This is a genomic window from Aquirufa novilacunae, assembly GCF_045310505.1.
Lineage (GTDB): Bacteria > Bacteroidota > Bacteroidia > Cytophagales > Spirosomataceae > Aquirufa > Aquirufa novilacunae.
Genome location: NZ_JBEWZG010000002.1, coordinates 230,015 through 250,789, shown reverse-complemented (window position 1 = coordinate 250,789; position 20,775 = coordinate 230,015). Strand labels below are relative to the sequence as shown.

General features: G+C 40.7%; 25 protein-coding genes. 16 read left to right on the top strand and 9 right to left on the bottom strand.

Going from position 1 to position 20,775, the window contains the following annotated elements:
* The first annotated feature begins 48 nt into the window (after positions 1 to 48).
* Together V7S74_RS06355 and V7S74_RS06350 are read left to right on the top strand one after the other, a co-directional pair.
* On the top strand, positions 49 to 981 hold the full coding sequence (locus V7S74_RS06355) for an NAD-dependent epimerase/dehydratase family protein (RefSeq protein ID WP_406777937.1): 933 nt from the start codon (positions 49 to 51) through the stop codon (positions 979 to 981).
* Complete coding sequence (locus V7S74_RS06350; protein WP_406777936.1) at positions 971 to 1,672, top strand: type 1 glutamine amidotransferase domain-containing protein; 702 nt, start codon at positions 971 to 973, stop codon at positions 1,670 to 1,672. Before V7S74_RS06355 ends, V7S74_RS06350 begins: the two co-directional genes overlap by 11 nt.
* 114 nt (positions 1,673 to 1,786) lie before the next feature.
* Here the strand turns inward: V7S74_RS06350 and V7S74_RS06345 are convergent, their stop codons facing one another.
* Positions 1,787 to 2,125, bottom strand: coding sequence for a winged helix-turn-helix transcriptional regulator (locus tag V7S74_RS06345; RefSeq protein WP_406777935.1), 339 nt, complete (start codon positions 2,123 to 2,125; stop codon positions 1,787 to 1,789).
* An 88-nt stretch (positions 2,126 to 2,213) separates the two neighbouring features.
* Between V7S74_RS06345 and V7S74_RS06340 the strand changes: the two genes are divergently transcribed.
* Both V7S74_RS06340 and V7S74_RS06335 read left to right on the top strand, forming a co-directional pair.
* Positions 2,214 to 3,305: a right-handed parallel beta-helix repeat-containing protein gene (locus tag V7S74_RS06340; RefSeq protein ID WP_406777934.1), complete on the top strand. Its 1,092-nt coding sequence runs from the start codon at positions 2,214 to 2,216 to the stop codon at positions 3,303 to 3,305.
* Positions 3,295 to 3,990 (top strand): hypothetical protein, encoded by a 696-nt coding sequence (locus tag V7S74_RS06335; RefSeq protein WP_406777933.1) that lies wholly within the window; start codon positions 3,295 to 3,297, stop codon positions 3,988 to 3,990. The genes V7S74_RS06340 and V7S74_RS06335 overlap by 11 nt, the downstream gene beginning before the upstream one ends.
* A 32-nt stretch (positions 3,991 to 4,022) precedes the next feature.
* On the opposite strand, the gene V7S74_RS06330 is transcribed toward V7S74_RS06335, so the two are convergent.
* Genes V7S74_RS06330 through V7S74_RS06310 form a run of 5 tightly spaced genes read right to left on the bottom strand, consistent with a single transcriptional unit; the run spans position 4,023 to position 8,874 of the window.
* A complete protein-coding gene (locus V7S74_RS06330) occupies positions 4,023 to 4,832 on the bottom strand; it encodes an alpha/beta fold hydrolase (RefSeq protein ID WP_406777932.1) in 810 nt (269 codons plus the stop codon).
* Between the two features lie 3 nt (positions 4,833 to 4,835).
* Positions 4,836 to 6,047, bottom strand: a complete 1,212-nt coding sequence (gene pcaF / locus V7S74_RS06325; RefSeq protein ID WP_406777931.1) for a 3-oxoadipyl-CoA thiolase — start codon at positions 6,045 to 6,047, stop codon at positions 4,836 to 4,838.
* Positions 6,048 to 6,058: 11 nt separating this feature from the next.
* Entirely contained in the window at positions 6,059 to 6,850 is a 792-nt protein-coding gene (locus V7S74_RS06320) for an SDR family NAD(P)-dependent oxidoreductase (RefSeq protein WP_406777930.1), read from the bottom strand.
* Entirely contained in the window at positions 6,840 to 8,042 is a 1,203-nt protein-coding gene (locus tag V7S74_RS06315; protein ID WP_406777929.1) for a CaiB/BaiF CoA transferase family protein, read from the bottom strand. Before V7S74_RS06315 ends, V7S74_RS06320 begins: the two co-directional genes overlap by 11 nt.
* A 4-nt stretch (positions 8,043 to 8,046) precedes the next feature.
* Positions 8,047 to 8,874, bottom strand: coding sequence for an HTD2 family dehydratase (locus V7S74_RS06310; protein WP_406777928.1), 828 nt, complete (start codon positions 8,872 to 8,874; stop codon positions 8,047 to 8,049).
* Between the two features lie 109 nt (positions 8,875 to 8,983).
* On the opposite strand from V7S74_RS06310, the gene V7S74_RS06305 reads away from it, so the two are divergent.
* The 6 genes from V7S74_RS06305 to V7S74_RS06280 all read left to right on the top strand — a co-directional run bounded on the left by V7S74_RS06305 (position 8,984) and on the right by V7S74_RS06280 (position 13,225).
* On the top strand, positions 8,984 to 9,400 hold the full coding sequence (locus V7S74_RS06305; protein ID WP_406777927.1) for a VOC family protein: 417 nt from the start codon (positions 8,984 to 8,986) through the stop codon (positions 9,398 to 9,400).
* A 5-nt stretch (positions 9,401 to 9,405) separates the two neighbouring features.
* Positions 9,406 to 10,185, top strand: coding sequence for an IclR family transcriptional regulator (locus V7S74_RS06300; RefSeq protein ID WP_406777926.1), 780 nt, complete (start codon positions 9,406 to 9,408; stop codon positions 10,183 to 10,185).
* A 3-nt stretch (positions 10,186 to 10,188) separates the two neighbouring features.
* Positions 10,189 to 11,283, top strand: coding sequence for a bile acid:sodium symporter family protein (locus V7S74_RS06295; RefSeq protein ID WP_406777925.1), 1,095 nt, complete (start codon positions 10,189 to 10,191; stop codon positions 11,281 to 11,283).
* A 1-nt stretch (position 11,284) separates the two neighbouring features.
* The gene (locus V7S74_RS06290) at positions 11,285 to 12,145 is read left to right on the top strand and encodes a 3-hydroxyacyl-CoA dehydrogenase family protein (RefSeq protein ID WP_406777924.1); all 861 of its coding nucleotides are present in this window, start codon (positions 11,285 to 11,287) and stop codon (positions 12,143 to 12,145) included.
* Between the two features lie 183 nt (positions 12,146 to 12,328).
* Positions 12,329 to 12,778, top strand: coding sequence for a DinB family protein (locus tag V7S74_RS06285; protein ID WP_406777923.1), 450 nt, complete (start codon positions 12,329 to 12,331; stop codon positions 12,776 to 12,778).
* Between the two features lie 6 nt (positions 12,779 to 12,784).
* A complete protein-coding gene (locus V7S74_RS06280; protein ID WP_406777922.1) occupies positions 12,785 to 13,225 on the top strand; it encodes a hypothetical protein in 441 nt (146 codons plus the stop codon).
* A 59-nt stretch (positions 13,226 to 13,284) separates the two neighbouring features.
* On the opposite strand, the gene V7S74_RS06275 is transcribed toward V7S74_RS06280, so the two are convergent.
* Positions 13,285 to 14,943 (bottom strand): sulfatase family protein, encoded by a 1,659-nt coding sequence (locus V7S74_RS06275; protein ID WP_406777921.1) that lies wholly within the window; start codon positions 14,941 to 14,943, stop codon positions 13,285 to 13,287.
* Between the two features lie 217 nt (positions 14,944 to 15,160).
* On the opposite strand from V7S74_RS06275, the gene V7S74_RS06270 reads away from it, so the two are divergent.
* From V7S74_RS06270 to V7S74_RS06255, 4 genes are all read left to right on the top strand, one after another.
* On the top strand, positions 15,161 to 16,075 hold the full coding sequence (locus V7S74_RS06270) for a formylglycine-generating enzyme family protein (protein WP_406777920.1): 915 nt from the start codon (positions 15,161 to 15,163) through the stop codon (positions 16,073 to 16,075).
* A 78-nt stretch (positions 16,076 to 16,153) separates the two neighbouring features.
* Positions 16,154 to 16,642: a DUF2975 domain-containing protein gene (locus V7S74_RS06265; protein ID WP_406777919.1), complete on the top strand. Its 489-nt coding sequence runs from the start codon at positions 16,154 to 16,156 to the stop codon at positions 16,640 to 16,642.
* 3 nt (positions 16,643 to 16,645) lie between these two features.
* Positions 16,646 to 16,849, top strand: coding sequence for a helix-turn-helix domain-containing protein (locus tag V7S74_RS06260; RefSeq protein WP_406777918.1), 204 nt, complete (start codon positions 16,646 to 16,648; stop codon positions 16,847 to 16,849).
* A gap of 3 nt (positions 16,850 to 16,852) precedes the next feature.
* On the top strand, positions 16,853 to 17,131 hold the full coding sequence (locus V7S74_RS06255; protein ID WP_406777917.1) for a hypothetical protein: 279 nt from the start codon (positions 16,853 to 16,855) through the stop codon (positions 17,129 to 17,131).
* A gap of 15 nt (positions 17,132 to 17,146) precedes the next feature.
* On the opposite strand, the gene V7S74_RS06250 is transcribed toward V7S74_RS06255, so the two are convergent.
* Entirely contained in the window at positions 17,147 to 17,965 is an 819-nt protein-coding gene (locus tag V7S74_RS06250) for an RMD1 family protein (RefSeq protein ID WP_406777916.1), read from the bottom strand.
* A 70-nt stretch (positions 17,966 to 18,035) separates the two neighbouring features.
* Between V7S74_RS06250 and V7S74_RS06245 the strand changes: the two genes are divergently transcribed.
* Entirely contained in the window at positions 18,036 to 19,127 is a 1,092-nt protein-coding gene (locus tag V7S74_RS06245) for a putative quinol monooxygenase (RefSeq protein WP_406777915.1), read from the top strand.
* A gap of 22 nt (positions 19,128 to 19,149) precedes the next feature.
* Positions 19,150 to 19,806, top strand: a complete 657-nt coding sequence (locus tag V7S74_RS06240) for a hypothetical protein (protein ID WP_406777914.1) — start codon at positions 19,150 to 19,152, stop codon at positions 19,804 to 19,806.
* Here V7S74_RS06240 and V7S74_RS06235 read toward each other — a convergent pair.
* On the bottom strand, positions 19,798 to 20,700 hold the full coding sequence (locus V7S74_RS06235) for an alpha/beta hydrolase (RefSeq protein ID WP_406777913.1): 903 nt from the start codon (positions 20,698 to 20,700) through the stop codon (positions 19,798 to 19,800). The two genes, V7S74_RS06240 and V7S74_RS06235, sit on opposite strands and share 9 nt — an antisense overlap.
* Between the last annotated feature and the right edge of the window lie 75 nt (positions 20,701 to 20,775).

Genomic DNA, 20,775 nt, shown 5'->3' with positions numbered 1-20,775 from the left:
GACAAAAAAGGAATAAATTTTCTATTTACTAAGATTTTAAATTATAAAATGCAGACAATTTTAGGAGCTAATGGGCAAATTGCTGAAGAATTAGCAAAAGAACTAAATCAGAATTACACAACTGATATTCGATTAGTAAGTAGAAGTCCAAAAAAGGTAAACGAAACGGATAATTTATTTCCTGCTAATTTGATGAATGAGATTGAAACAAGTGATGCATTAAAAGGTAGCACAATTGCCTATTTGACTGTTGGACTTCCTATGAATTCTTTAATGTGGGAGGAACAGTTTCCTGTAATGATGAAAAATGTAATTGCGGCATGTAAAAAACATCACTGCAAGCTAGTGTTTTTTGATAATACATATATGTATCCTAAAACAAGTGAATCTCAGACAGAAGAAACAAATTTTGAACCAACAGGAGTAAAATCAACCGTAAGAGCTGAAATTGCCAATATGTTATTATCTGAAATGCGAAAAGGTCAAATAGAAGCAGTTATCTGTAGGGCTCCAGAGTTTTATGGTCCAGGGAAAACGCAGAGCATTACGAATACTTTAATATTTGATAGAATTATTAAGAATAAAAAAATTAACGTGCCAATAAGTGATAATACCTTAAGAACATTGATTTGGACACCAGATGCAAGTCGCGCAATGGCACTGATTGGAAATACACCAAATTGCTATGGACAAACTTGGCATCTCCCTTGCGATGACAATCGAATTACTTATAAAGATTTAATATCATTTGCTTCAGTTGAGCTTCGTAGAAAGCTAAATTATGCTGTAACAAGTTTGTGGATTTTCAAGGTGCTTAGTTTATTTAATAAACAAATAGAGGAATTACTTGAATTATTACCTCGTTATCAAGTAGATAATATTTTTAAATCTGATAAGTTTAAAAAACGATTTCCGGATTTTACATATACTTCATATCAAGAAGGCATTCGTAAAATTTTAAAAACAAGCAATGAAAAATAATATTCTAATAGTTGTAACCAGTGTCTCTTGTTATAAAAATACGCAATTAAAAACGGGTTTATGGTTGAGCGAAATAACACATTTTTACAGCCAATTTAAGGAACAAGGTTGTGACATTACAATTGCAAGTCCTCAAGGGGGAGATACACCCGTAGATCCTGAAAGCCTGAATACATTGTTTATGGACAGCGTTTCAAAAAAATGTTGGCAGGATGAAACTTTTAGAAAGTTGTTACAAAATACAAAATGTTTAAAAGATGTTTCTGGCAATCATTTTGATGTTGTTTACTTGACTGGCGGTCACGGTACAATGTACGATTTCCCATATAATGAAAATTTACAAAACATTATAAAAGTGCATTATGAAAAGGGTAAAATCATTGCTGCAATTTGTCACGGAGTATGCGGCTTGTTAAATGTAAAACTCTCTAACAGTAAAAACTTAATTAGTGGTAAAAAAATAACCGGGTTCAATTGGTTTGAAGAAAGTCTAGCAAGAAGAAAAAAGGTTGTGCCCTTTAACCTTGAAAATGAAATAAAGAAAAGAACAAATTATTATAAGAAAGCGGTTCTCCCAATGACTTCATTAGTAGTTGTTGATGAAAATTTAATTACTGGCCAAAATCCTTTCAGTTCTAAGGAGATTGCAAATATTATTTTTAAAGAAGTGAAGAATTTAAATTCCAAATAGTTGCAAAAGTTATAATAGTATTATAGCTGCATCTTTCGTCGAAAAGGGGAGCAAGAGTGCACAAGACGACAGAAATGTCGCCTTTTTTGTTTAGAAATATGCTGAGTCAGTCGCTTATAATTTTGACTCTATTTCCTTAGCTAAGTGGGAATTACCCCACTTGGCAACTTCAATTAAAACAGGCATCAAACTCAATCCCGCCTTTGTTAACTTGTATTCTACTCTCGGAGGTTTTTCGTCAAACTCAATTCGATCGATTAATCCTAAAGTTTCTAGGTCATTAAGTTCCTTTGAAAGAACCTTATTCGATATCGCGGGTATTAACTGATTTAGTTTACCAAAGCGGATAGTTTTATCCCCGATACAATTCAAGACAATGGGTTTCCATTTACCACCAATGATTGACATGGTACGAGTTACTGGACACTGAAAGGGATTGTCTATAAAACGCATTTTCTAGTTACTTAGAGGTTACTACTAATTGAATAATGGTTACAAATATATACCACAATTAGGTAGCTTTGATGAAAAATAGATAAATATGAGAAAAGTATTGATAGTAGGGCTAACGATTATGTTAGTTACGTTTTCTTCTTTTGCACAACGCAAGGAAGTTATTTATGTGAATGCTAATTCGGGTGAAGATGGTGCGGCTGGCTCACAAGCTGCTCCTTTGAAGACATTGACGGAGGCAGCTAAACGTGTCAATAAATTAGTGGGTAAAGGAAGTATAAAAGTGCTTTTATCCGAGGGTACCTATGGGCTTGCAGAAACCGCAGCATTTAACCCCGTTCAGTGGAAGTTTTCAAATCAAGATCGCTTAGAAATTCGAGCTGAAATATTACCAGATAGTTCCGTATGGGAACCTAATAAAATGCCAATTATAGTCTCAACGATGCCATTTAAAATAGAACGCGATGACAAAAAAATAATTACTGGCGGTTCAAACTATGGTATATTAATTGAAAACAGTCATACCACAATTCAAGGACTTCGTATTTTAGGTGAACCTGTTCATGAGAAACCAAGAGCCGGTGTACTTGTTAGAAATTATCCAATTGTTTGGGAAGGGAAGAACTTAAGTGATTTGCGTGTTACGCAATGTTTGTTTTTGGGAAATCAATTCGCTTTACCTAATCACTTAGGAATTCTTGCAAATGGTAAACAACTGGAAGTAGACCATTGTGTATTTTACGGTGTGAAAGACGCAGTCGTAATGTGGAATTCGCCTGCAGAGCAATCAAGTATGCACCATAATTTAGTTTTGAATAGTTACGGGGCAGCTGTTTGGACATGGTCTACAACACCGGACTTCAAATTTTATAATAATGTTTTAAGTGGAATAAATGTCTTTTGGGTGCTTGAGAAAGAAGCAAAAAATTCCTATCAGATTCAGAATTCTTTGCTTGTTGGATATAATGAATTGGTTAATCAAGGCGGTGGCCCACAAGATTTTGGCACACCTTCTGACCCGAAAAAATTGGTCTATAAGTCTGACTTTGTGGTTCAAAAATCAGGCGGTTTAGCCATTGAGGAAGATCAAACTAGTCGTTTTTATTTACAATTAAAACCAGGAACTTTGGGTACCAGCTACGGCGCAGGGTTATTTTATAAATCATCTCATGAAAAATAAGGTTTTTAGTGCATTCATGATATTGTTGGCTTTACCAAACTATGCCCAACAATTCACCTGGGAAAATCAAGAATACAAAGCCATTAATTCAGTAGCTAAAGTTGTTGAAATGGATGGAGCAAAGGTATTAGAAGTCACTAGAGACTTGGTGAAATCTCCGTTTGATATCAATAACATAGAGAATTCGGTAGATGGGCCCACATTTGTTAAGTTAGCGAATACCGACATCGAAAATGGAACTATCGAAGTGAAGATGTTGAGTAAGATTCAGTCTGATTCACCGTTTCCTCAAGCTCGTGGATTTATCGGCTTGGCCTACCGAATTGACGAAGCAAATACGATGTTTGAAAATATATATTTGCGTCCAAGTAACGGTCGTGCAGATGATCAACTTCGCAGAAACCATACCATACAGTATTTTGCGTACCCTGGTTATACCTTTAGTCGTTTACGCAAAGAGTCAAATGGCTTATATGAAACGTATGCAGATATTGGTTTAAATGAATGGATAGATGTCCGGATTGAATTTTATAAGGAGAAAGTAGCTTTGTATATCAATAACCAAAAGTCACCTAATTTCATCGTTAACAAAATGTTAGGGAAATCTACCCACGGAAGTATTGGTTTGTGGGTAGAAGTGGGAACAATCGGTTACTTCAAAGATTTGAAAGTGACAAAGAATTAAATAAAAAAGGGGCTATTTAACAGCCCCTTTTTTTATTTACTCGAAAAGTAATTCAATACAATCTCGTTGAATTCTTTAGGGTTTGTAGTGTAATAACCGTGACCCGCGTTTGGAATAACTTTTAGTTCTGAATGCGGAATGGTCTTTAAGAAATAATCGAAAAGATGTTGGTTATTGAATGTCCCTTTTTCTGCCATTAAGGCCAAAGTAGGCACCTGAATCGTAGGTAATATATCGCGCCAATCATTTCCCAAATGTTCCGTTAATAATTTTCCCATCATTAACTCACGCGTGTTTTTAGGAGCCTGTTGTTGGCTTTTAGGCTGGCGCCAAGCCGTCCACAATTCTTTGTCCGTCGCACTTCCGGTATACATTTCCTTCTCTTGTGTTGTCCATGATGGATCGGTAATTAGGCAAGGGGCTTCGTCGCCGAGGATGTATTTGATGACCTGTTTTTGGCCAAATAAAGAAAAATAATTCCACGCCACCGTGTTTCCCATCGAATGTGCTAGTAGATAGAAAGGGCCAATTTTTGCATCAGTAATCATCTCCTGGGCATCCTTTGCAAAGCGATCGATGTGTACGCCATAGTTTGGATCCTCTGAAAGTCCGTGCCAACGGTAGTCCAAGCAATACACTTGAAATTGCTTGCCTATCACTTCTAAATTAGGTTCAAAATTAGCGGAGCTCTGAGTATAGCCAGGAAAAATAACCAACGGTTTTCCCGTTCCCGTGACCGTGTAATGTAATTTCACGCCATCTGAAGTGGTGAAATAGTGATCCGTTTTTTGAGCAAAAAGGCTGCTTGCCAACAAGCTGAAGAATAATAGATAATTTTTCATGTGTTAGATTTTTTCGATAATGACCGCATAGCCCATTCCCACGCCTACACACATGGCAGCTAATGCATATTTTTTGTTCTGTTTTTCTAAACCGTGTAGGGCGGTTTGAATGATACGTGTACCCGACATACCTAGGGGGTGACCTAGTGCGATGGCACCACCTTGTGGGTTGATGCGTGCATCGTCATCTGACAAGCCCAGGCCTCGCGTAACCGCTAAACATTGTGCCGCAAAGGCTTCGTTAAATTCAAAAATATCGATGTCTGCCAGCGTCAATCCCGCCTTTTCCAAAGCCTTCTTACTCGCATTTACCGGCCCGATCCCCATGATGCGAGGTTCTACTCCTACCACGGCGGAAGAAACGATTCGTCCTTTGGGTACAAATCCGTATTTTTTGACAGCTGCTTCAGAAGCAAGTAACATAGCTGCCGCGCCATCATTGATTCCAGAGGCATTTCCTGCAGTAACCGTGCCGCCTGTTTTGCGGAAGGCAGGTTTTAGGCTTGCTAATTTCTCCAGGTTAGAGTTTCCTTTGATGAACTCATCCTGGTCGAAAATACTGACGTTTCCTTTTTTATCTGTCGAGGTAACGGGAACAATTTCGGCTGCGAAATATCCCGCTTGCTGTGCAGCGAAAGCTTTTTGTTGAGAGCGAAAAGCAAATAAATCTTGGTCTTCGCGGGAGATTGAGAAGAGGTCTACTAAGTTTTCGGCGGTTTCACCCATCGCGTCGATGCCGTAAAGCTCCTTCATTTTGGGATTAACAAAACGCCAGCCGAACGAGGAATCGAACATTTGAGCATCATTGCCAAAAGGCTTTGTTGTTTTTGCAATTACCCAAGGGCTACGCGTCATGTGTTCAACACCGCCCGCGATAAAAACATCGCCGTCTCCGGCTTTAATCGCACGGTTCGCATGAATCACCGCCGACATGCCAGAGGAACATAATCGGTTCACCGTTTCACCCGGAACTGTGTGTGGAATACCTGCTAATAACAAGGCCATTCGGGCCACGTTGCGGTTATCTTCGCCGGCTTGGTTATGGCAGCCTAAGATAACATCGTCGATGCTAGCGGGATCGAGTTGTGGGTTTCGTTCTAAAATAGCACGTAACGGTATGGCTGCTAAATCATCCGCTCGTGTGGCTGATAAACCGCCTCCTAAACTGCCTATGGCTGTTCGGACGGAATCAATGATGTAGGTGTGTTGTGACATCGTTTTTTCAATTAATGTATGTGACCTCCCCCGTTTACATCCAAGGTAAGCCCAGTAATGTAAGCGGATAAATCGCTCGCTAGGAATAGACAAGCATTCGCAATATCAAGTGGTTTTCCAGCTCTTCGCAACGGAATTCCCGCTACGACTTGCTGAAATTGTTCATCATTTACATTGCCATCTAACATCCCCGTTTCGGTCATAGATGGACAAATGGCATTTGCTCGGATTCCTTGTGGGCCAAATTCCCGTGCAATCGCTTTCGTTAAACTTAATACGCCACCTTTCGAAGCAGCATAATGCGCTCCACCTACTAATCCACCACCCCGTTGTGCCGCAACGGAGGCTAGGTTGACGATGCGTCCTGATTTTTGTTTTGCAAAATGTGTTAGGGCGCTTTGGCAGGTATGAAACGTACCTTTTAAATTCACATCAATCATAAAAGCCAAATCCTGGCTCGGAATATCGAGCATTCCCTCTGAACGAACGACACCTGCACAGTTGATCAGACTATCGATACTCCCAAAATGAGCCACCACCTGTTCCATTGCCTGATCACAAGCCGCTGGATCTACGATGTTGCATGGAATGCAAATGAGCGGAACTGGATGACCAGCGGATTCAGCTAAAGCCGAGGCTAATTCTTCTTGTGTTGATTCGTTTACCGCTACATCCAAGATGGCGATTTTTGCGCCGTGACTGGCGAATAATTCGGCCGTTGCATAGCCGATGCTGCGCCGATTTGCGGCACCCACGATCACGCAAACGTGGTCAATCAATAAACGGAAATCGTTATTTTTCATAGCTTAAAGCTGCTTTTGAGTTGATTAATTGGGTTATTTCGGTAGGAGTATATCCGAGTTCCCTTAAAATGGCTTGGGTGTCATGGCCTTTGGGTTGGGCAAAGGAATTCACCGGCGCGTAGTGTCCATTGTGTTTAATCGACGATCGGATGACCACCGTTTTTCCTTCTACAGGATGTATTTCAGTACGCATTAATTGCACTTGCGTTAAATGCGGATCTTCTATGAGCGTATCAATGGTATGACAAGGCATCGCAGGAATGTCGACAGCCCTTAATGCAAGCAGCCATTCCTCGGTAGTTTTGCTTAGTAAAGGAGCACCGCGCACCTCAAACCATTCGCTCACAAACTCGGCCCGACTGGCTACGGTTTGAAAACGCGGATCCGTTAAAAGGGCTACGCGTTCTGTGGCCTTTAAAAATGCCGTGACTTGCGGATCTGTATTGATGGTGAAGGAAATATAGCCGTCTTTGGTTTTGACAGGTTGGTTATGTGGGCTTAGTAAGCGCAAATCTCCTACAGGTCCCACAGCTGGATCGAAACTTTTTTGGGCCAAATGTTCTTGCAACACAAAGGTCGCCATCGTTTCAAACATGGGCACCTCTACAAAAGCCCCCTTACCTGTTTTGTAACGGTCGATAATCGCAGCCATAATCGCGCCGGAGGTAATTTCTCCTACAACATGGTCGCAAATCAACATGGGCACATAGGCCGGTTTCCCGTCACGCAATTGGGATAAACCTGCAATGCCGGAAACACCTTGCAAGACACTGTCGTAGGTAGGTAAACCCGCATAGGGCCCTTCCGTGCCATAGCCAGTAATGAGACAATAGATCTTTTCGGGATGTTTGGATTGAATGGCCTTTGGTCCTAAGCCTAAACGTTCTAGCGCATCGGGGCGCATATTCGCAATGATGACATCACACCAATCAATCAGTTTATCTGTGATGGATTGAGCCTGTGGGCTTTTTAAGTCCAGGCACAAATTGCGCTTGCCTCGGTTTAAATGCAAGTAAGTTCCGGAATGTTCCCCGGATGGAGACTTGCCTCCTAAACCTCGCATTAAATCGCCAATTGGATGTTCGATTTTGATGACCTCTGCTCCGTATTGGCTCAAGCGCCAAGTGGCAACGGGGCCTACAACCACCGAGGTCATATCCAGTATTTTTATTCCTTTTAGTGCTTCAAACATGGCATTATCCGTTTACGCGGGCTTCGATAGAAACGGCCAAAGCGTGATGTGCATTACAAATCTTTACCTCCCAGTTTTGCGCGTCCACCGGATTTGCTAACAGGGTAAGTTCATCGTCACAGAAGAGTGGCGCGCTATGTTTCGCTTGAAACCCAACTAGCTGTAACCCGCATTGCGTGCGTAAAAACTCCGTGACATATAAGGAGGCAAGTCCTCCGTTGACCAATAAATTCGGATAGCCTTCTACCGCTTGTGTATACGTACGATCGAGGTGGATTTTGTGGGAATTAAAGCCCAAGGCAGAGTATTGAAATAATTGTAATTCGTCCGGTGTCAACGATTTTTTCGCTTGTGCTTTTTGACTTATTGGCGTGCCTGTAGGAAGTACGGGCTTACCTTGACTAGCTTCTAACAAGATGAAGGTTTGAACTTCGTTAAGCAAAAGTTCGGATTGCTGATTACGTAACTCGTGCTGAATTTTGACAAAAGCCATACGACCCGCCTGACTTTCTTTTTCTGCAATGGAAGCCACAAAACTGGTGCGTTCCAGCGTCTCACCGATGCGAATATCTCCCAAGAACTCAACTGTCCGTCCTCCTAATACTAAACGTGGTAGCCCTAAATTGGGGATGGGAACCCCAAAACCAGGAAAACCATCGGAACGGATTTCAGATCGAGGAACATTTCCCGATAAAAGGAAAAAATGCCAGCCTCGTGGCAATAAATCGCCCTTTTTGAAATCAGATGGTGCCAAGTCAAGCATGGAAGCAACTTTCCTTACGGCGGAAAGGCTGCATACTTCTTCTGAGATGATTCGTTCGTTATGTTCCATATAAGGCACGTTGAGCACGATTTTAAAATAATCTTCCCCAAATTTAAACTATATTTTTTATATATAAAATTCTAATTTTATATTTGCAAAAAACAAAAATGTAATTCCTATGAAATTTAAATACCACCACATGAATTTGTGCACGGAGAATGTAGCACGAACATCGGAGTTTTATCAGTCAGTTTTCAACTTATCTCGTCTTCAGGATGAGGAGCATAATTTAGTGGGCGAGGATACAGAAGATCGCTTTGACGGGGTTGTTGATTTTTTAACAGACGGCGAAGTAGAATTTCATATCACGAAAAAGGATGTAAATTTAGGCTTTGAAATGAAGCACTTTATTAACCCTTTAGAGCGCGGTCACTTTTGTTTTCGCACGGATGATATCGAAGGCTTCAAGAAAAGATTAGAAGAAAAAGAGATCCCCTATGCTGATTATGGCAAGTGGGCTCTAGCCGGCTGGTATCAAATATTTTTTCATGATCCCGATGGCAACATTATTGAAGTCCACCAAATCGGAATGTAAACTCCATGAAAAACGAAGTAAGTGAGAAAAGTAGTAGCGGTTATTCTGCGCCCGCTTTAGACAAAGGGCTCGATATTTTAGAGCTTTTGTCTAAGAGTGAGTCGGGTTTAAGCCAACAAGAAATTGCGGGAAGTCTGGGTCGGAATTTGAACGAAATCTACCGGATGTTGACCTGTTTAGTGGCGCGAAATTATATTTCGAATCAATCGAACAAGTACGCACTTACTTCGAAATTATTTCAATTATCACATTTTCATCCGCCCACCTATCGCTTGTTAAGTGAATCCCTTCCAGTGATGGAAAAACTATCTGCGGACACACTTTTTCCGTGTGATTTGCGGGTATATAATACGGGAGTCCAAACTGTTATCGCCGCCATTCAACCTCCCAACGGGGTCGGATTTATGACGCGGGTAGGAGCCGAATTGAAAGTGGGGCCTTCCGCCTCTGGCTATGTTTTAGTGGCTTTGCAAGACCCGGCCATTCGGACAATGCGGATGGAGGAAAGTTTAGCAGATGAGTCCCCAGAGCGCATTAAAAACTTTAAAAAGGAAATAGAAAAAGTCTTGAAGCAAGGATATGCCTCGATTAAAAGCAATCAGTATGCAGGCTTGCAAGCGATTTCCTATCCTATTTTTGATCAACACGCTAACGCGATTGCTGCGCTGACGGTTCCTATGCTTGCTCGCATCGATGATGAAGCGCAAATGGGAATCGACGCTGTGCGGGAGAAACTTGCGGAGGCATCACTTTTGATTTCGAACCGAATATCGCTAAACCTCTAAATCATGAAAAACCTGCCCAAAGTACTTTATGCGCTCAGTTTGCTTTTGCTTCTGGCGTTTTTTTATCAAGGACTTGGGTCTGCAGGTTTTTTAAATTCGGGCGAATTTCTGTTGGGCGCACTTTTTAGTTTAGTGCTGGTCGGTTTTATAGATCGACGTTTGAAACAGCATGTTTTTACGCTGTGTCTGGTGGGGGCAGTGGTTTTGGGGATATTTTATCCACAGTATTTCATCCACCTGGGTGATTTCAAGTTCTCTTCTTTGATTGTTCCATTGATCCAGTTGATCATGTTTACCATGGGAACTGAGATGAGTGTGAAGGATTTTGAGGGGGTTTTAAAAATGCCAAAAGCCGTGATTATCGGCCTAATCAGCCATTTCACCATCATGCCCTTGGTCGCAGTTACACTTGCCACTACCTTTGGATTTCCATCTGAAATAGCAGCTGGGATCATCCTCATTGGATCCGTTCCGAGTGGTGTTACTTCGAATGTATTGGCTTTTATTGCGAAAGCCAATGTGCCCTTATCCATAACGATCGGTACGATTTCGACGTTGATGGCGCCGGTCATGACCCCTTTGCTCATGAAATTATTGGCTGGAAAATATGTCGAAGTTGACTTCTTAAAGATGATGCTTCACGTGGGCGAAATGATCATTTTACCCATCATTTTGGGTCTCGTATTGAATAGCCTTTTTAAGGCAAAATTGCAGGTGTTGAAGAAAATTATGCCTACCATTTCGATGGTTGGCGTCTTTATGATGCTTGTTGTCATTGTTTCATCTGGCCGCGACGCCTTATTGAAAATAGGACCTTTTTTGTTTTTAGCGTCCATGATTCACCATTCCATCGGCTATTTATTGGGCTATTGGAGTGGCCGATTAGCGGGCTTAAGCGAGCAAACCTGCAGAACTATTTCTTTAGAAGTGGGCTTGCAAAATGGAGGCTTGTCTTCCGGTATTGCCCTACAAATGGGAAAAATTGCCACCGTTGGCCTGGCTTCAGCCATCTCTGTGCCTTGGATGACTATTTCAGGGTCATTGCTTGCGAATTGGTGGCGCAACCGCCCTACAGATTCACCTTCAAAAGCAGCTTAATATGACTAAGGAAATACGCCACATCACGGTAATCGGTGCCGGAAATATGGGTCATCAAATTGCTATTTCGGCTGCGATAGCTGGTTTTCAAGTGATTTGTACTGACCAAAATCCAGACGCCTTGCAGCGCGCTCGCGACTTTGCCGATACCTATTTAGCTGGGCGAATAAGTAAAGGGCGCATGAGCGAGCAGGAGGTGACTAAAACGAAGGCGGGATTGCGTTTTGAAACGTCTTTAGCTGCAGCCGTACAGCAGGCCGATTTAATTATCGAAGCCATCATCGAAAAATTAGAGGTTAAAAGGGCCTTGTTTAGTGAATTAGACACCCTTTGTCCGCCACGTACCATTTTAGCTACCAACAGTTCCTATATCGTCAGTTCCCAAATCGCTTCGGCTACGAATCGCCCGGATAAGGTCGTCAACATGCACTTTTTCAATCCGGCGCTGGTGATGAACTTAGTGGAGATTGTGAAAGGACCACACGTATCCGCGGAAACGGTAGAGCTTTTAGAAGCGGTTTCAATCCAAATGGGAAAGACGCCTATTGTTCTTCAAAAAGAGATTTACGGTTTTGTGGTTAATCGTATGTTACAAGCCACCCGAAAGGAAGCATTAAATCTTTTAGATTCAGGCGTTGCTTCGGTAGAAGATATCGATCAGGCGGTCATGAAAGGCTTGGGCTACCCGATGGGACCGTTCCAATTGTTGGATTTGACTGGGATCGACCTGGCCTATCATGTGGGCATGGAAAAATACCAATCTTCTGGAAATGAAGCAGATAAACCTTCACCTACGATTGTGGAGAAATTCGAGAAAGGGGAGTGGGGCAAGAAAGTGGGTAAGGGATTTTATATTTATTAAACAGATCACATATTTTAATGTCTGGGACCCTAATTCTAATCCAGGAGAGGGGGTAAGCTGATCAAAAATGATCGGCTTTTTTGTTGTCAGTCAGGGAGTTCATCTTTATTAAAGACTTCGATTTTCTTTGGTCAATAAATAAATGAAATTAACTTAGGGTTGTTTATTGTACGAGAATTAACCTTGGAATTAATCAAAATGGAAATATTCAGAGACCTTTTGGCACAAAATATTCTTTCTTGTAGTTTTTCATTGAATAGGGTAAGCAGCGAGAATATTTCGAAATCTTTAAATGAAAATACCTCATCTGTTGGGTTCATTTATCGGCATATTGGAGAGACCATGCTTATGTTTGGTTATTTTTTTGGTAAACCTAGTGAGGTTCAAAATACTACCCTTGGTAAGCAGGATGAGGGACAGGGGAATGATTTTGAGGAAAGCAAAAAGCTAATTGATGAAGGATTTAAAATGCTGGAAGAGATTATAGAAACAACTCCTATTTCGGGGTGGTCAGATATAATAGAAACCCCTTTTTTCGGGGCAGTCACAAAAGCGAGGTTGTTTTCCCATATTCTATACCATAACTCCTATCATGCAGGACAAATAGGCCTTGCGTTAAAAAGAGGATTATAATTTATTATGAAATCACTACTACCCAATTTCAAAAGAACCTTCTTGATCGTAGGTTACACATTTTTAGTTTTACCCATTAGTCTATTCTCTAAAGGATTAATGCAAAGTATGGCGCAATTTGAAGTGCCTGATTTGATTTTGAAATCAGCCCATTATTACGATGCCATGCTTTGGGTGTATGTTCATATGATGGTAATAGGCCTACTTATATTGATTGTCGGTTATTCAGTTAATGATTTGAATAAACAAAAGTGGATAGCAGGCTTACTTTTTATCGTGACAGGATTCTATTTTTATCTGGATTTTCGCAGTGCTGACTGGGCTTTTGGCAATGCGCTTTATAAAGGAGAATCATCTATAATTCCAGCTATTATAGGCCTAATAGTTAATCTACTTTTCTTTCAATTAACCCTACGTCTTTTCTTGAATAGTCGATCAAGAAATTGATGATGGAGATAAGTCCTTCTTGTAAAATGGCAGGAATTGCCACCTACTTAATCATCGAATTATTTCTTCATCATTTGTAAAGCCTTCTCTTTAGGCACTCCGAATACTTTGCCTTCTGAAGCATCCTTCAAGAAACGGTCTATGTAATTTTGACTCAGGGCGGAATTGTCCTTGTACTTCACGCGCAATTCAGCTAATTGTTTGTGTAAGGTCTTTTTGATTGCTGAATAGGCCGGGTCATGGTATACATTTTTTAACTCCATGGGGTCTTTTTCCCGATCAATAAGTTCCCAAACATCCTCTTTAAAATAGTAATGGATGAGCTTGTATTTTTTAGTAATCACGGCATAATGGCGATTAACCATGTGTTCCGCCGGGTATTCATAGTAATGATAATATACCGCATCTCTTTCCCAAGGCTGGTTCTTTAACAAAGGGAGCAAACTTTGGCCCTGCATGTCTGCTGGAGCCTGAATTCCCGCTGCCTCTAAAAAGGTTTGTGCAAAGTCCAGGTTTTGGACCAAAGCATCCGATTTTTGACCCGCTTTAACTTGATTAGGCCAAGATACCAGCAAAGGAGTCTTGAATGATTCATCATAAATAAAGCGTTTATCAAACCAACCATGTTCACCTAAGTAAAATCCTTGGTCAGACGTGTAAACTAACAATGTGTTTTCTAATAAATGATTTGCTTCTAAATAGTCTAAAAGGCGACCCACATTTTCATCGACAGCCTTAATGGTGCCTAAATAGTCTTGCATGTAGCGTTGGTATTTCCAGCGCATTTTATCTTGATCCGTCATGCGCGGATACGCCTTACTGAATTCCGCATTGATTAGGTCATAAACGGCATTGAAATGCGTTTTTTGGGAAGGGTTTAATCGACCCATTTCAGCCTCAAAACGTCTTTTGTCAAAACCTATTTCTGGAATATGTAGTGAATCCATCGTTTTAGGATAGATCTTGTTATCTCCTGACCAGGACATATGTTTTAAGATATTCATTTCCGCCTCTTTGACAGCGCCTGTCCGGCCAGTATAATCATCAAATAACGTAGGTGGTTCAGGGAAGGCAGTAGAAGTCATTTCCTTCAAATGCCGTTCAGCCATTAACCAGGAACGGTGGGGCGCTTTGTGCAAATACATGAGCATAAAAGGTTTTGCGGGATCGCGCTCCTTTTGTAACCAATCTAATGTCATGTCTGTGATAATATCTGTTACATAGCCCGTAACGTTAATTTTCCCTTCTTTTTTTGTGATAAAATCAGGGTTATAATAGTTTCCCTGATCTGGTAATATTTTAAATTGATCAAATCCTTTCGGGCTATTTCCAAAATGAAGTTTCCCAAACATCGCCGTTTGATATCCTCCTTTTTGAAGCAGTTGCGGAAAGGTAACATTGCTTGTATCAAAGCTAAAATGATTATCCACTTTCCCATTTAGGTGGGAATGTTTCCCTGTTAAAATAGTGGCTCTACTAGGAGCACAAATGGAATTTGTTACACTAGCATTCGTAAATAATACGCCATTTTTAGCGATTTTATCAATATTAGGAGTTGATATAAGCCTCTTGTCATAAGCTGAAATGGCCTGATAGGCATGGTCATCTGACATGATGAAGATGATATTGGGACGACTTGGCTGTTTGGCCTGACTAAAGAGAATAGTCGAAGTCAACAAAAGGAATCCTAACAAAAAGTAAAATATAGTCTTCTTCATGTGATCAATAGGTTTTGCTTAAACAGATTAAATTTATATAAATTTGTTGGCATTCGTAATGTATAAGATATAAATGAAGTGTTTGCTCATTTTCTTTTTGCCCTGCTTTCTCTTGCTTGGCCAGCAAAAGGTACCTAATTGTCATGTCCCTATGCCTAGTCGATACAAAGTGCAGCCTGGCTCTAAGCAAAAAAAGACGATCTCTTCTTACCTTGGTATGAAACGAATTCCCGCCGGCTCTTTTATGATGGGGTCCCACGATAATCAAGGAAGGGCGGATGAGTATCCATTACACCCTGTTCAGTTAAAAGGATTTTACATGGATGAAACGGAAGTCACAAATGCTGATTTTGCCAAATTTGTGCAGGCAACGAACTATATCACAACGGCAGAAAAATCGATTGATTGGGAGGAACTGTCGAAACAAGTGCCCGTAGGCACACCCAGGCCTCCTGATTCCTTACTTGCCCCCAGTTCCTTGGTTTTTGTGCCTACGACAGGTCCCGTTAACCTGAATGATTATTCCCAATGGTGGGAATTTAGGCGAGGGGCTGATTGGAAACATCCTCAAGGACCCGAATCAAGTATCCAAGGAAAGGACCATCACCCGGTGGTACATGTTTCCTATGATGATGCCTTGGCCTACGCAAATTGGGCAGGGAAGCGACTACCCACGGAAGCAGAATGGGAATGGGCTAGTAGAGGAGGGTTAAAAAATGAGCGCTATCCCTGGGGCTCGGCATCTGTCAATGTTGCCCCTTTTAAAGCCAATAGTTTTCAGGGAAATTTCCCTCAGGAGGATCTCGCCTTAGATGGTTATAAGTCAACAACGGCACCGGTAAAGTCCTTTCAACCGAATGGATATGGACTCTACGACATGGCTGGAAATGTGTGGGAATGGTGTGCAGATTGGTATCGATCTGATTATTACAAGCAAAGTCCTCGCCTAAATCCCAAAGGCCCATCAAAAAGTTATGACCCCGATGAACCTCAAGTTCCCAAACGCGTCATGCGAGGAGGATCATTCCTGTGTAATGATAGCTATTGTGCTAGTTACCGAAATGCTGCCAGAATGAAATCAAGCCCAGACTCTGGCTTGCAGCATACGGGATTTAGATGTGTGAAAGATTAATTATCAATATAAATTTATTGTTTATCAATAAATTTACGCTATTTTTGCCTTGTTATCACGAGGTAAAACACACACAAAATGTTCAAAAAAGGCTCTACTCTCCTGCTTAAGGCCACTTTACTAGTTATGGCCCTTATCGTTTTAGCGATGGCTATTTTTGCTTTCCCTAGTTTATACACAGGATTAAATGCGGATTTCCCCATGGCAAATAAGGCCATATTGGTTATCATCACGGTACTTTATGCGGTGACTCTACCCTATTTTTTTGTTTTATGGCAATCCTGGAAATTGTTAACCTTGATAGATCAAAATTTAGGATTCTCCGCATTTTCTATCCACGCCTTTCGGAACATTAAACTAGCCTCTCTGGTAGGAGGCATTCTTTTGATGGTCGGTTTCGTCCCTTTTTTGTTTCCCATTGCTGAGGCAGATGATGCTCCAGGTTTGATCATTTATGGTTTTTTTGTGGCTTGTATTCCTTTTGTGGTGTCCGTTTTTGCGGCTATCCTAGAGATGCTTTTTCAGAATGCGCTCCAGATGAAAAACGAAAACGACTTAACGATTTAAATTATGGCCATAATTATCAATCTAGATGTCATGATGGCAAAACGAAAAATGTCATTAAATGAACTCTCTGAAAAAGTAGGGCTTACCCTTTCGAACTTGTCCATATTGAAGACGGGAAAAGCCAAAGCAATTCGATTCAGTACTTTAGAGGCCATATGTGAAGCCTTAGCATGTCAACCGGCCGATATTTTGGAATATAAAAAATAGCAGATGAAAACTAAAAACTGGCGTATTTTTTCGCCCTTATTGTTGTTGTTAATACCCTTAGTAGGTATGTTGATTTCTGACGAGGTTAATTGGAGCCTCTTTGACTTTATGATCATGGGGATGCTAATTCTATCTTTGAGTTTCGGGATCAAACAACTATTACAAGCCACTATTAAATACAAGTATAAAGCACTTTTCATCGCTTTATTTTTGCTAGTATTTATGCTTGTATGGGTTGAGCTTGCTGTGGGTATTTTCGGATCTCCTATGGCTGGAAATTAATTTTTTAGGGATAAGTTAAGGAACGAATTTTTCCACTAAAAAGTTAACGACTTCTACCGCAATCAAAATAATAACTACCCATTCTAAAAAGATACTGTTTCGGTATTGAAGAATGTCCTTAAATAGTTCTAGGTTTTCCTTCACAATACTGAGTTCTTCTGAAACACTGCGAGCACGATCTTGTAAATCGAGGTGTCTTTTTAATTCAATATGTAATTTGTCTAAACGTTCATTGTCCCACGTTTCTTCTGGGGAGTCGAAAATGTAGAGATTTTGGGCAATTAAATTTTTAAGCAAAAGGGTTTTTCCAATGTACTTTTTCAAGTTAGTACCCGTGATTGAAAGCTTTCCTTTTCTTTCCAAAATTTGGGTGTGTTGATTCGTGTCTTCAAGCAATTGTGTCGTCAATTCTGCGTAATAATCCAACGTAACGGATTGAGAGATGTATAACATGACCATTCGGATGACGTCTGAATTTGCATTCTTGATCTGTATTTTATTATGGCTAATTTTATTTTCTATCCCGCCGGTTTCTATCAAATGCTCTTCATAAATATTGGTCTCCACCCGGTTTCTACAAGTAGCCTGAATTTGTAATTTGATTTCTTCAAACTCTTCTTCACTTAAATTTAGATGGGATACAACGCCATATCGTAAAACATATAAATAGGTGTTTTCTCTTATTTGGAAAAATAACTCGTCATTGTCCGCATGGATTACCTCCCCTAAAGAGACTAATCTTAGCCTTTTTATGTCTATATAATCAGCAAGTTGGTAGGATTTTACCTTCATGAAGTGTGCATTAATGAATTGAATTTTGGGATAATAGTTCAATTTAACGAAATTAAAGAGTATTTTCAATTTGCAGCCTAATGCCTTCTTAACTGTTTACTATATTTACTTCATGACAAAAATAATTTTATTCTGCATTTCCATGCTGGCGATGGGTAGCCTAAGAGCCCAATCATTTCAAATAAAGGATTTATCAAGTTCTGTAGGTAGCTGGGAAGGGAAATTAACCTACTTGGATTATTCTTCAGGAAAGCCATTTACCATGTTAGCGAATATAAAAATTAGTTTAACAGCGGACAATAAAGGCTATATAATGGCCTATGAATACTCGAAGGAACCTCACGCGAATTCGATTGATACAATCGTAATTAATGGCTACTTTTTTGGCAAAGATAAAATCGTCGGATTCAAACAACATTCACCTACAGGATTTACCCTGGTGACGGAAGTGGAAGGAGAAGACGGGAATGAGAATAGAAAGGCGATTTTAAGACATCAATATCAGCTTGATAAGAACTCTTTCACAATTACTAAAGAGGTGAAATTTCAAGGCACGGATAACTGGATAAAAAGGAATGAATATCTATTAACGAGGGCAGAAATTAAACCAGAAATTAGCTTCTTAAACGACAGCAAGGAAGTCTTCCACCTTTCTCTCATCATTTACACGCCAGACGGGAAAATTCAAACACGGGTAAGTGACCTGGCGCCTGACCAAATCAAAACGTATTCGTTACCGGTAGCTACCGAAATTTTCATCGCGGATGGAAAGCAAGAGGCTTTTGCGATGAAGGGTAATGACATTAAAGCGACAGGAGTTAAACCTTATTTGGTCCTCAAAGAATCGGATGCAAAAAGAGTGATCAATACAAGTTCTATAGCGCAAATGACGGCGAAAATGTACCGTATTGCCAAAATAAAAGTAGACGGCAATCAGCTAGAAAAATACAAGTCTGCACTCCAGGAGCAGATGGATGCGGCGATTAAATTAGAGCCAGGTGTCTTATCCTACACGGCGGTTTCTGATAAAAAGGATCCCTCGGTCATCACCATTTTCGAAGTGTATGCAAGCCCAGAGGCTTATCAGGCACATACCTCAGCGCCCCACTTTAAGAAATACAAAGAGACCGTGAAGGACATGGTTTTGTCCCTAGAATTAATCGATACGGAATTAGTGGTTAGGTCGGAGAAGGCTGATTATTGATTTTTGTAAATCGCGCTAAAATATGAACGACTTCTATCAGCTACCTAAATTTTCGCAATGGATTACCTCCCTTCTATTCCTTTTACTAGGCTTGTTTTTAGCGATTTTTATTATTGAACAAGGTAGCGAGAACCCGCTTATTTATGCGGCGTTTATCCTCTACGTACCCATTAGTCAATTTCTGTATACACCATTATTTAAGCTGACAGGTGGTTATACGTACTATTCTCCTATGCTCTTGGGGTATATGGTGAACGAGCAACAAATCGATCTGCACAGCGGGACGAGCTTTGATTATTTATTTGTCTTTCAAAATCAGAATGCAGGTGTTTCACTTAGAAATAAACTGTTGATGTATCATTGCGAGGGTTTGTTGAATATTATTTCCCAAATAGAAAATAAACGTATTCCTGAATCTGTTCAAATCGTAGGTACATCGTATTTTTTCAATGAAAGAACCTTGCAAAAATTAGGTTTCCAAATCGAAAAAGCCTCCTTATTTTATCGCGCAAATCTATTCATCAATTTCATTGATTTGTTTTGGATGTACTCTGTATCGCATGGAAAAGTTTCATTCCCCGCATTATGGGATGCGAAAAAAGCGCGCACGCAAGGTGCCACGCTTCTTGCACACAAGATGTCATTAGAGTTGCTTTATGCAAGACTAAAATCAAATTAGTTTATTCACCTCTAACCAGTGCATAAAGGCATCAAACCATTTATTGCTGGTGCGATTCGGATTGCCTAGACCAAAACCGTGACCACCGTTTTGGTATAAGTGAAACTCCACCGGTCTTTTCGCTTTAAACCACGAGTCGATTACCCCAAATTGGGAGTTAAACAAAAAGTCATCCGAGGCAATCACATTAAACATAGGCGGTGCATCAGCTGGCACTTTTACGGGCCCCATGCCACCATAAATAGGTCCGATAAACGCGAGCTTCATCGTTTTAGAGTGTAGCGTTGCATGCATCGTTAATCCCGCTCCTGCAGAGAATCCAATCATACCGATTCGCTTCGTATCTAGGCCCCAAGTTGCGGCGTTTTTAACAATCATCGCATAGGCAGCTTCTGCATCTTCTAATTGATTAGAGAGATCCATTTGGGCCATAGGATTGGTATTTTCTGTCTTTGAAGTTGCCGGAGCTGGAGCAGGACGAGGGCGGTTCATCCACGCGGTGAAGTCTTCTAATTTTTCTGCGGTTGGGAATAGTCTGTATTTTAGGACGAAAGCGGTGATTCCTTTTTTGGCCAAAGCCTCAGCGACTTCCCAGCCCTCATTTCCCATGGAAAGCCAGCGGTATCCACCTCCAGGTGCGACGATGACAACCGTTCCATTTGCCTTTCCTTTTTCTGGGAAAAATGGAGTTAAAGTTGCTTTTGAAATATTTCTGGCCATCGGATCTCCCCATTGTTTGAACCAGGTTTCTGACGCTGGTTGGTCTTTCACAGAGCCGGTGTTTAAGGGAATGGCATTCGGTTCTTTAGGCGCTTCTAGCGGATAAATAGTGCCGTCTTGAGCAGATGCTGTCCAAGCAAGGCAGGAAAGCAGGAGGATGTATACTTTTTTCATGGTGTTTTAATAGGTTTTAGTCTGGTAAGTATACTATAAATTTTTCACTTTCTGTTCCTGACTTGGAGGGGGACT

Coding starts and splice junctions, on each gene's coding strand:
- V7S74_RS06260 (WP_406777918.1), top strand. CDS start 16,646: ATGGCCATAATTATCAATCTAGATGTCATGATGGCAAAACGAAAAATG.
- V7S74_RS06310 (WP_406777928.1), bottom strand. CDS start 8,874: ATGGAACATAACGAACGAATCATCTCAGAAGAAGTATGCAGCCTTTCC.
- V7S74_RS06265 (WP_406777919.1), top strand. CDS start 16,154: ATGTTCAAAAAAGGCTCTACTCTCCTGCTTAAGGCCACTTTACTAGTT.
- V7S74_RS06280 (WP_406777922.1), top strand. CDS start 12,785: ATGAAATCACTACTACCCAATTTCAAAAGAACCTTCTTGATCGTAGGT.
- V7S74_RS06275 (WP_406777921.1), bottom strand. CDS start 14,943: ATGAAGAAGACTATATTTTACTTTTTGTTAGGATTCCTTTTGTTGACT.
- V7S74_RS06315 (WP_406777929.1), bottom strand. CDS start 8,042: ATGTTTGAAGCACTAAAAGGAATAAAAATACTGGATATGACCTCGGTG.
- V7S74_RS06300 (WP_406777926.1), top strand. CDS start 9,406: ATGAAAAACGAAGTAAGTGAGAAAAGTAGTAGCGGTTATTCTGCGCCC.
- pcaF (WP_406777931.1), bottom strand. CDS start 6,047: ATGTCACAACACACCTACATCATTGATTCCGTCCGAACAGCCATAGGC.
- V7S74_RS06245 (WP_406777915.1), top strand. CDS start 18,036: ATGACAAAAATAATTTTATTCTGCATTTCCATGCTGGCGATGGGTAGC.
- V7S74_RS06320 (WP_406777930.1), bottom strand. CDS start 6,850: ATGAAAAATAACGATTTCCGTTTATTGATTGACCACGTTTGCGTGATC.
- V7S74_RS06305 (WP_406777927.1), top strand. CDS start 8,984: ATGAAATTTAAATACCACCACATGAATTTGTGCACGGAGAATGTAGCA.
- V7S74_RS06335 (WP_406777933.1), top strand. CDS start 3,295: ATGAAAAATAAGGTTTTTAGTGCATTCATGATATTGTTGGCTTTACCA.
- V7S74_RS06330 (WP_406777932.1), bottom strand. CDS start 4,832: ATGAAAAATTATCTATTATTCTTCAGCTTGTTGGCAAGCAGCCTTTTT.
- V7S74_RS06350 (WP_406777936.1), top strand. CDS start 971: ATGAAAAATAATATTCTAATAGTTGTAACCAGTGTCTCTTGTTATAAA.
- V7S74_RS06355 (WP_406777937.1), top strand. CDS start 49: ATGCAGACAATTTTAGGAGCTAATGGGCAAATTGCTGAAGAATTAGCA.
- V7S74_RS06340 (WP_406777934.1), top strand. CDS start 2,214: ATGAGAAAAGTATTGATAGTAGGGCTAACGATTATGTTAGTTACGTTT.
- V7S74_RS06295 (WP_406777925.1), top strand. CDS start 10,189: ATGAAAAACCTGCCCAAAGTACTTTATGCGCTCAGTTTGCTTTTGCTT.
- V7S74_RS06270 (WP_406777920.1), top strand. CDS start 15,161: ATGAAACGAATTCCCGCCGGCTCTTTTATGATGGGGTCCCACGATAAT.
- V7S74_RS06290 (WP_406777924.1), top strand. CDS start 11,285: ATGACTAAGGAAATACGCCACATCACGGTAATCGGTGCCGGAAATATG.
- V7S74_RS06345 (WP_406777935.1), bottom strand. CDS start 2,125: ATGCGTTTTATAGACAATCCCTTTCAGTGTCCAGTAACTCGTACCATG.
- V7S74_RS06255 (WP_406777917.1), top strand. CDS start 16,853: ATGAAAACTAAAAACTGGCGTATTTTTTCGCCCTTATTGTTGTTGTTA.
- V7S74_RS06240 (WP_406777914.1), top strand. CDS start 19,150: ATGAACGACTTCTATCAGCTACCTAAATTTTCGCAATGGATTACCTCC.
- V7S74_RS06235 (WP_406777913.1), bottom strand. CDS start 20,700: ATGAAAAAAGTATACATCCTCCTGCTTTCCTGCCTTGCTTGGACAGCA.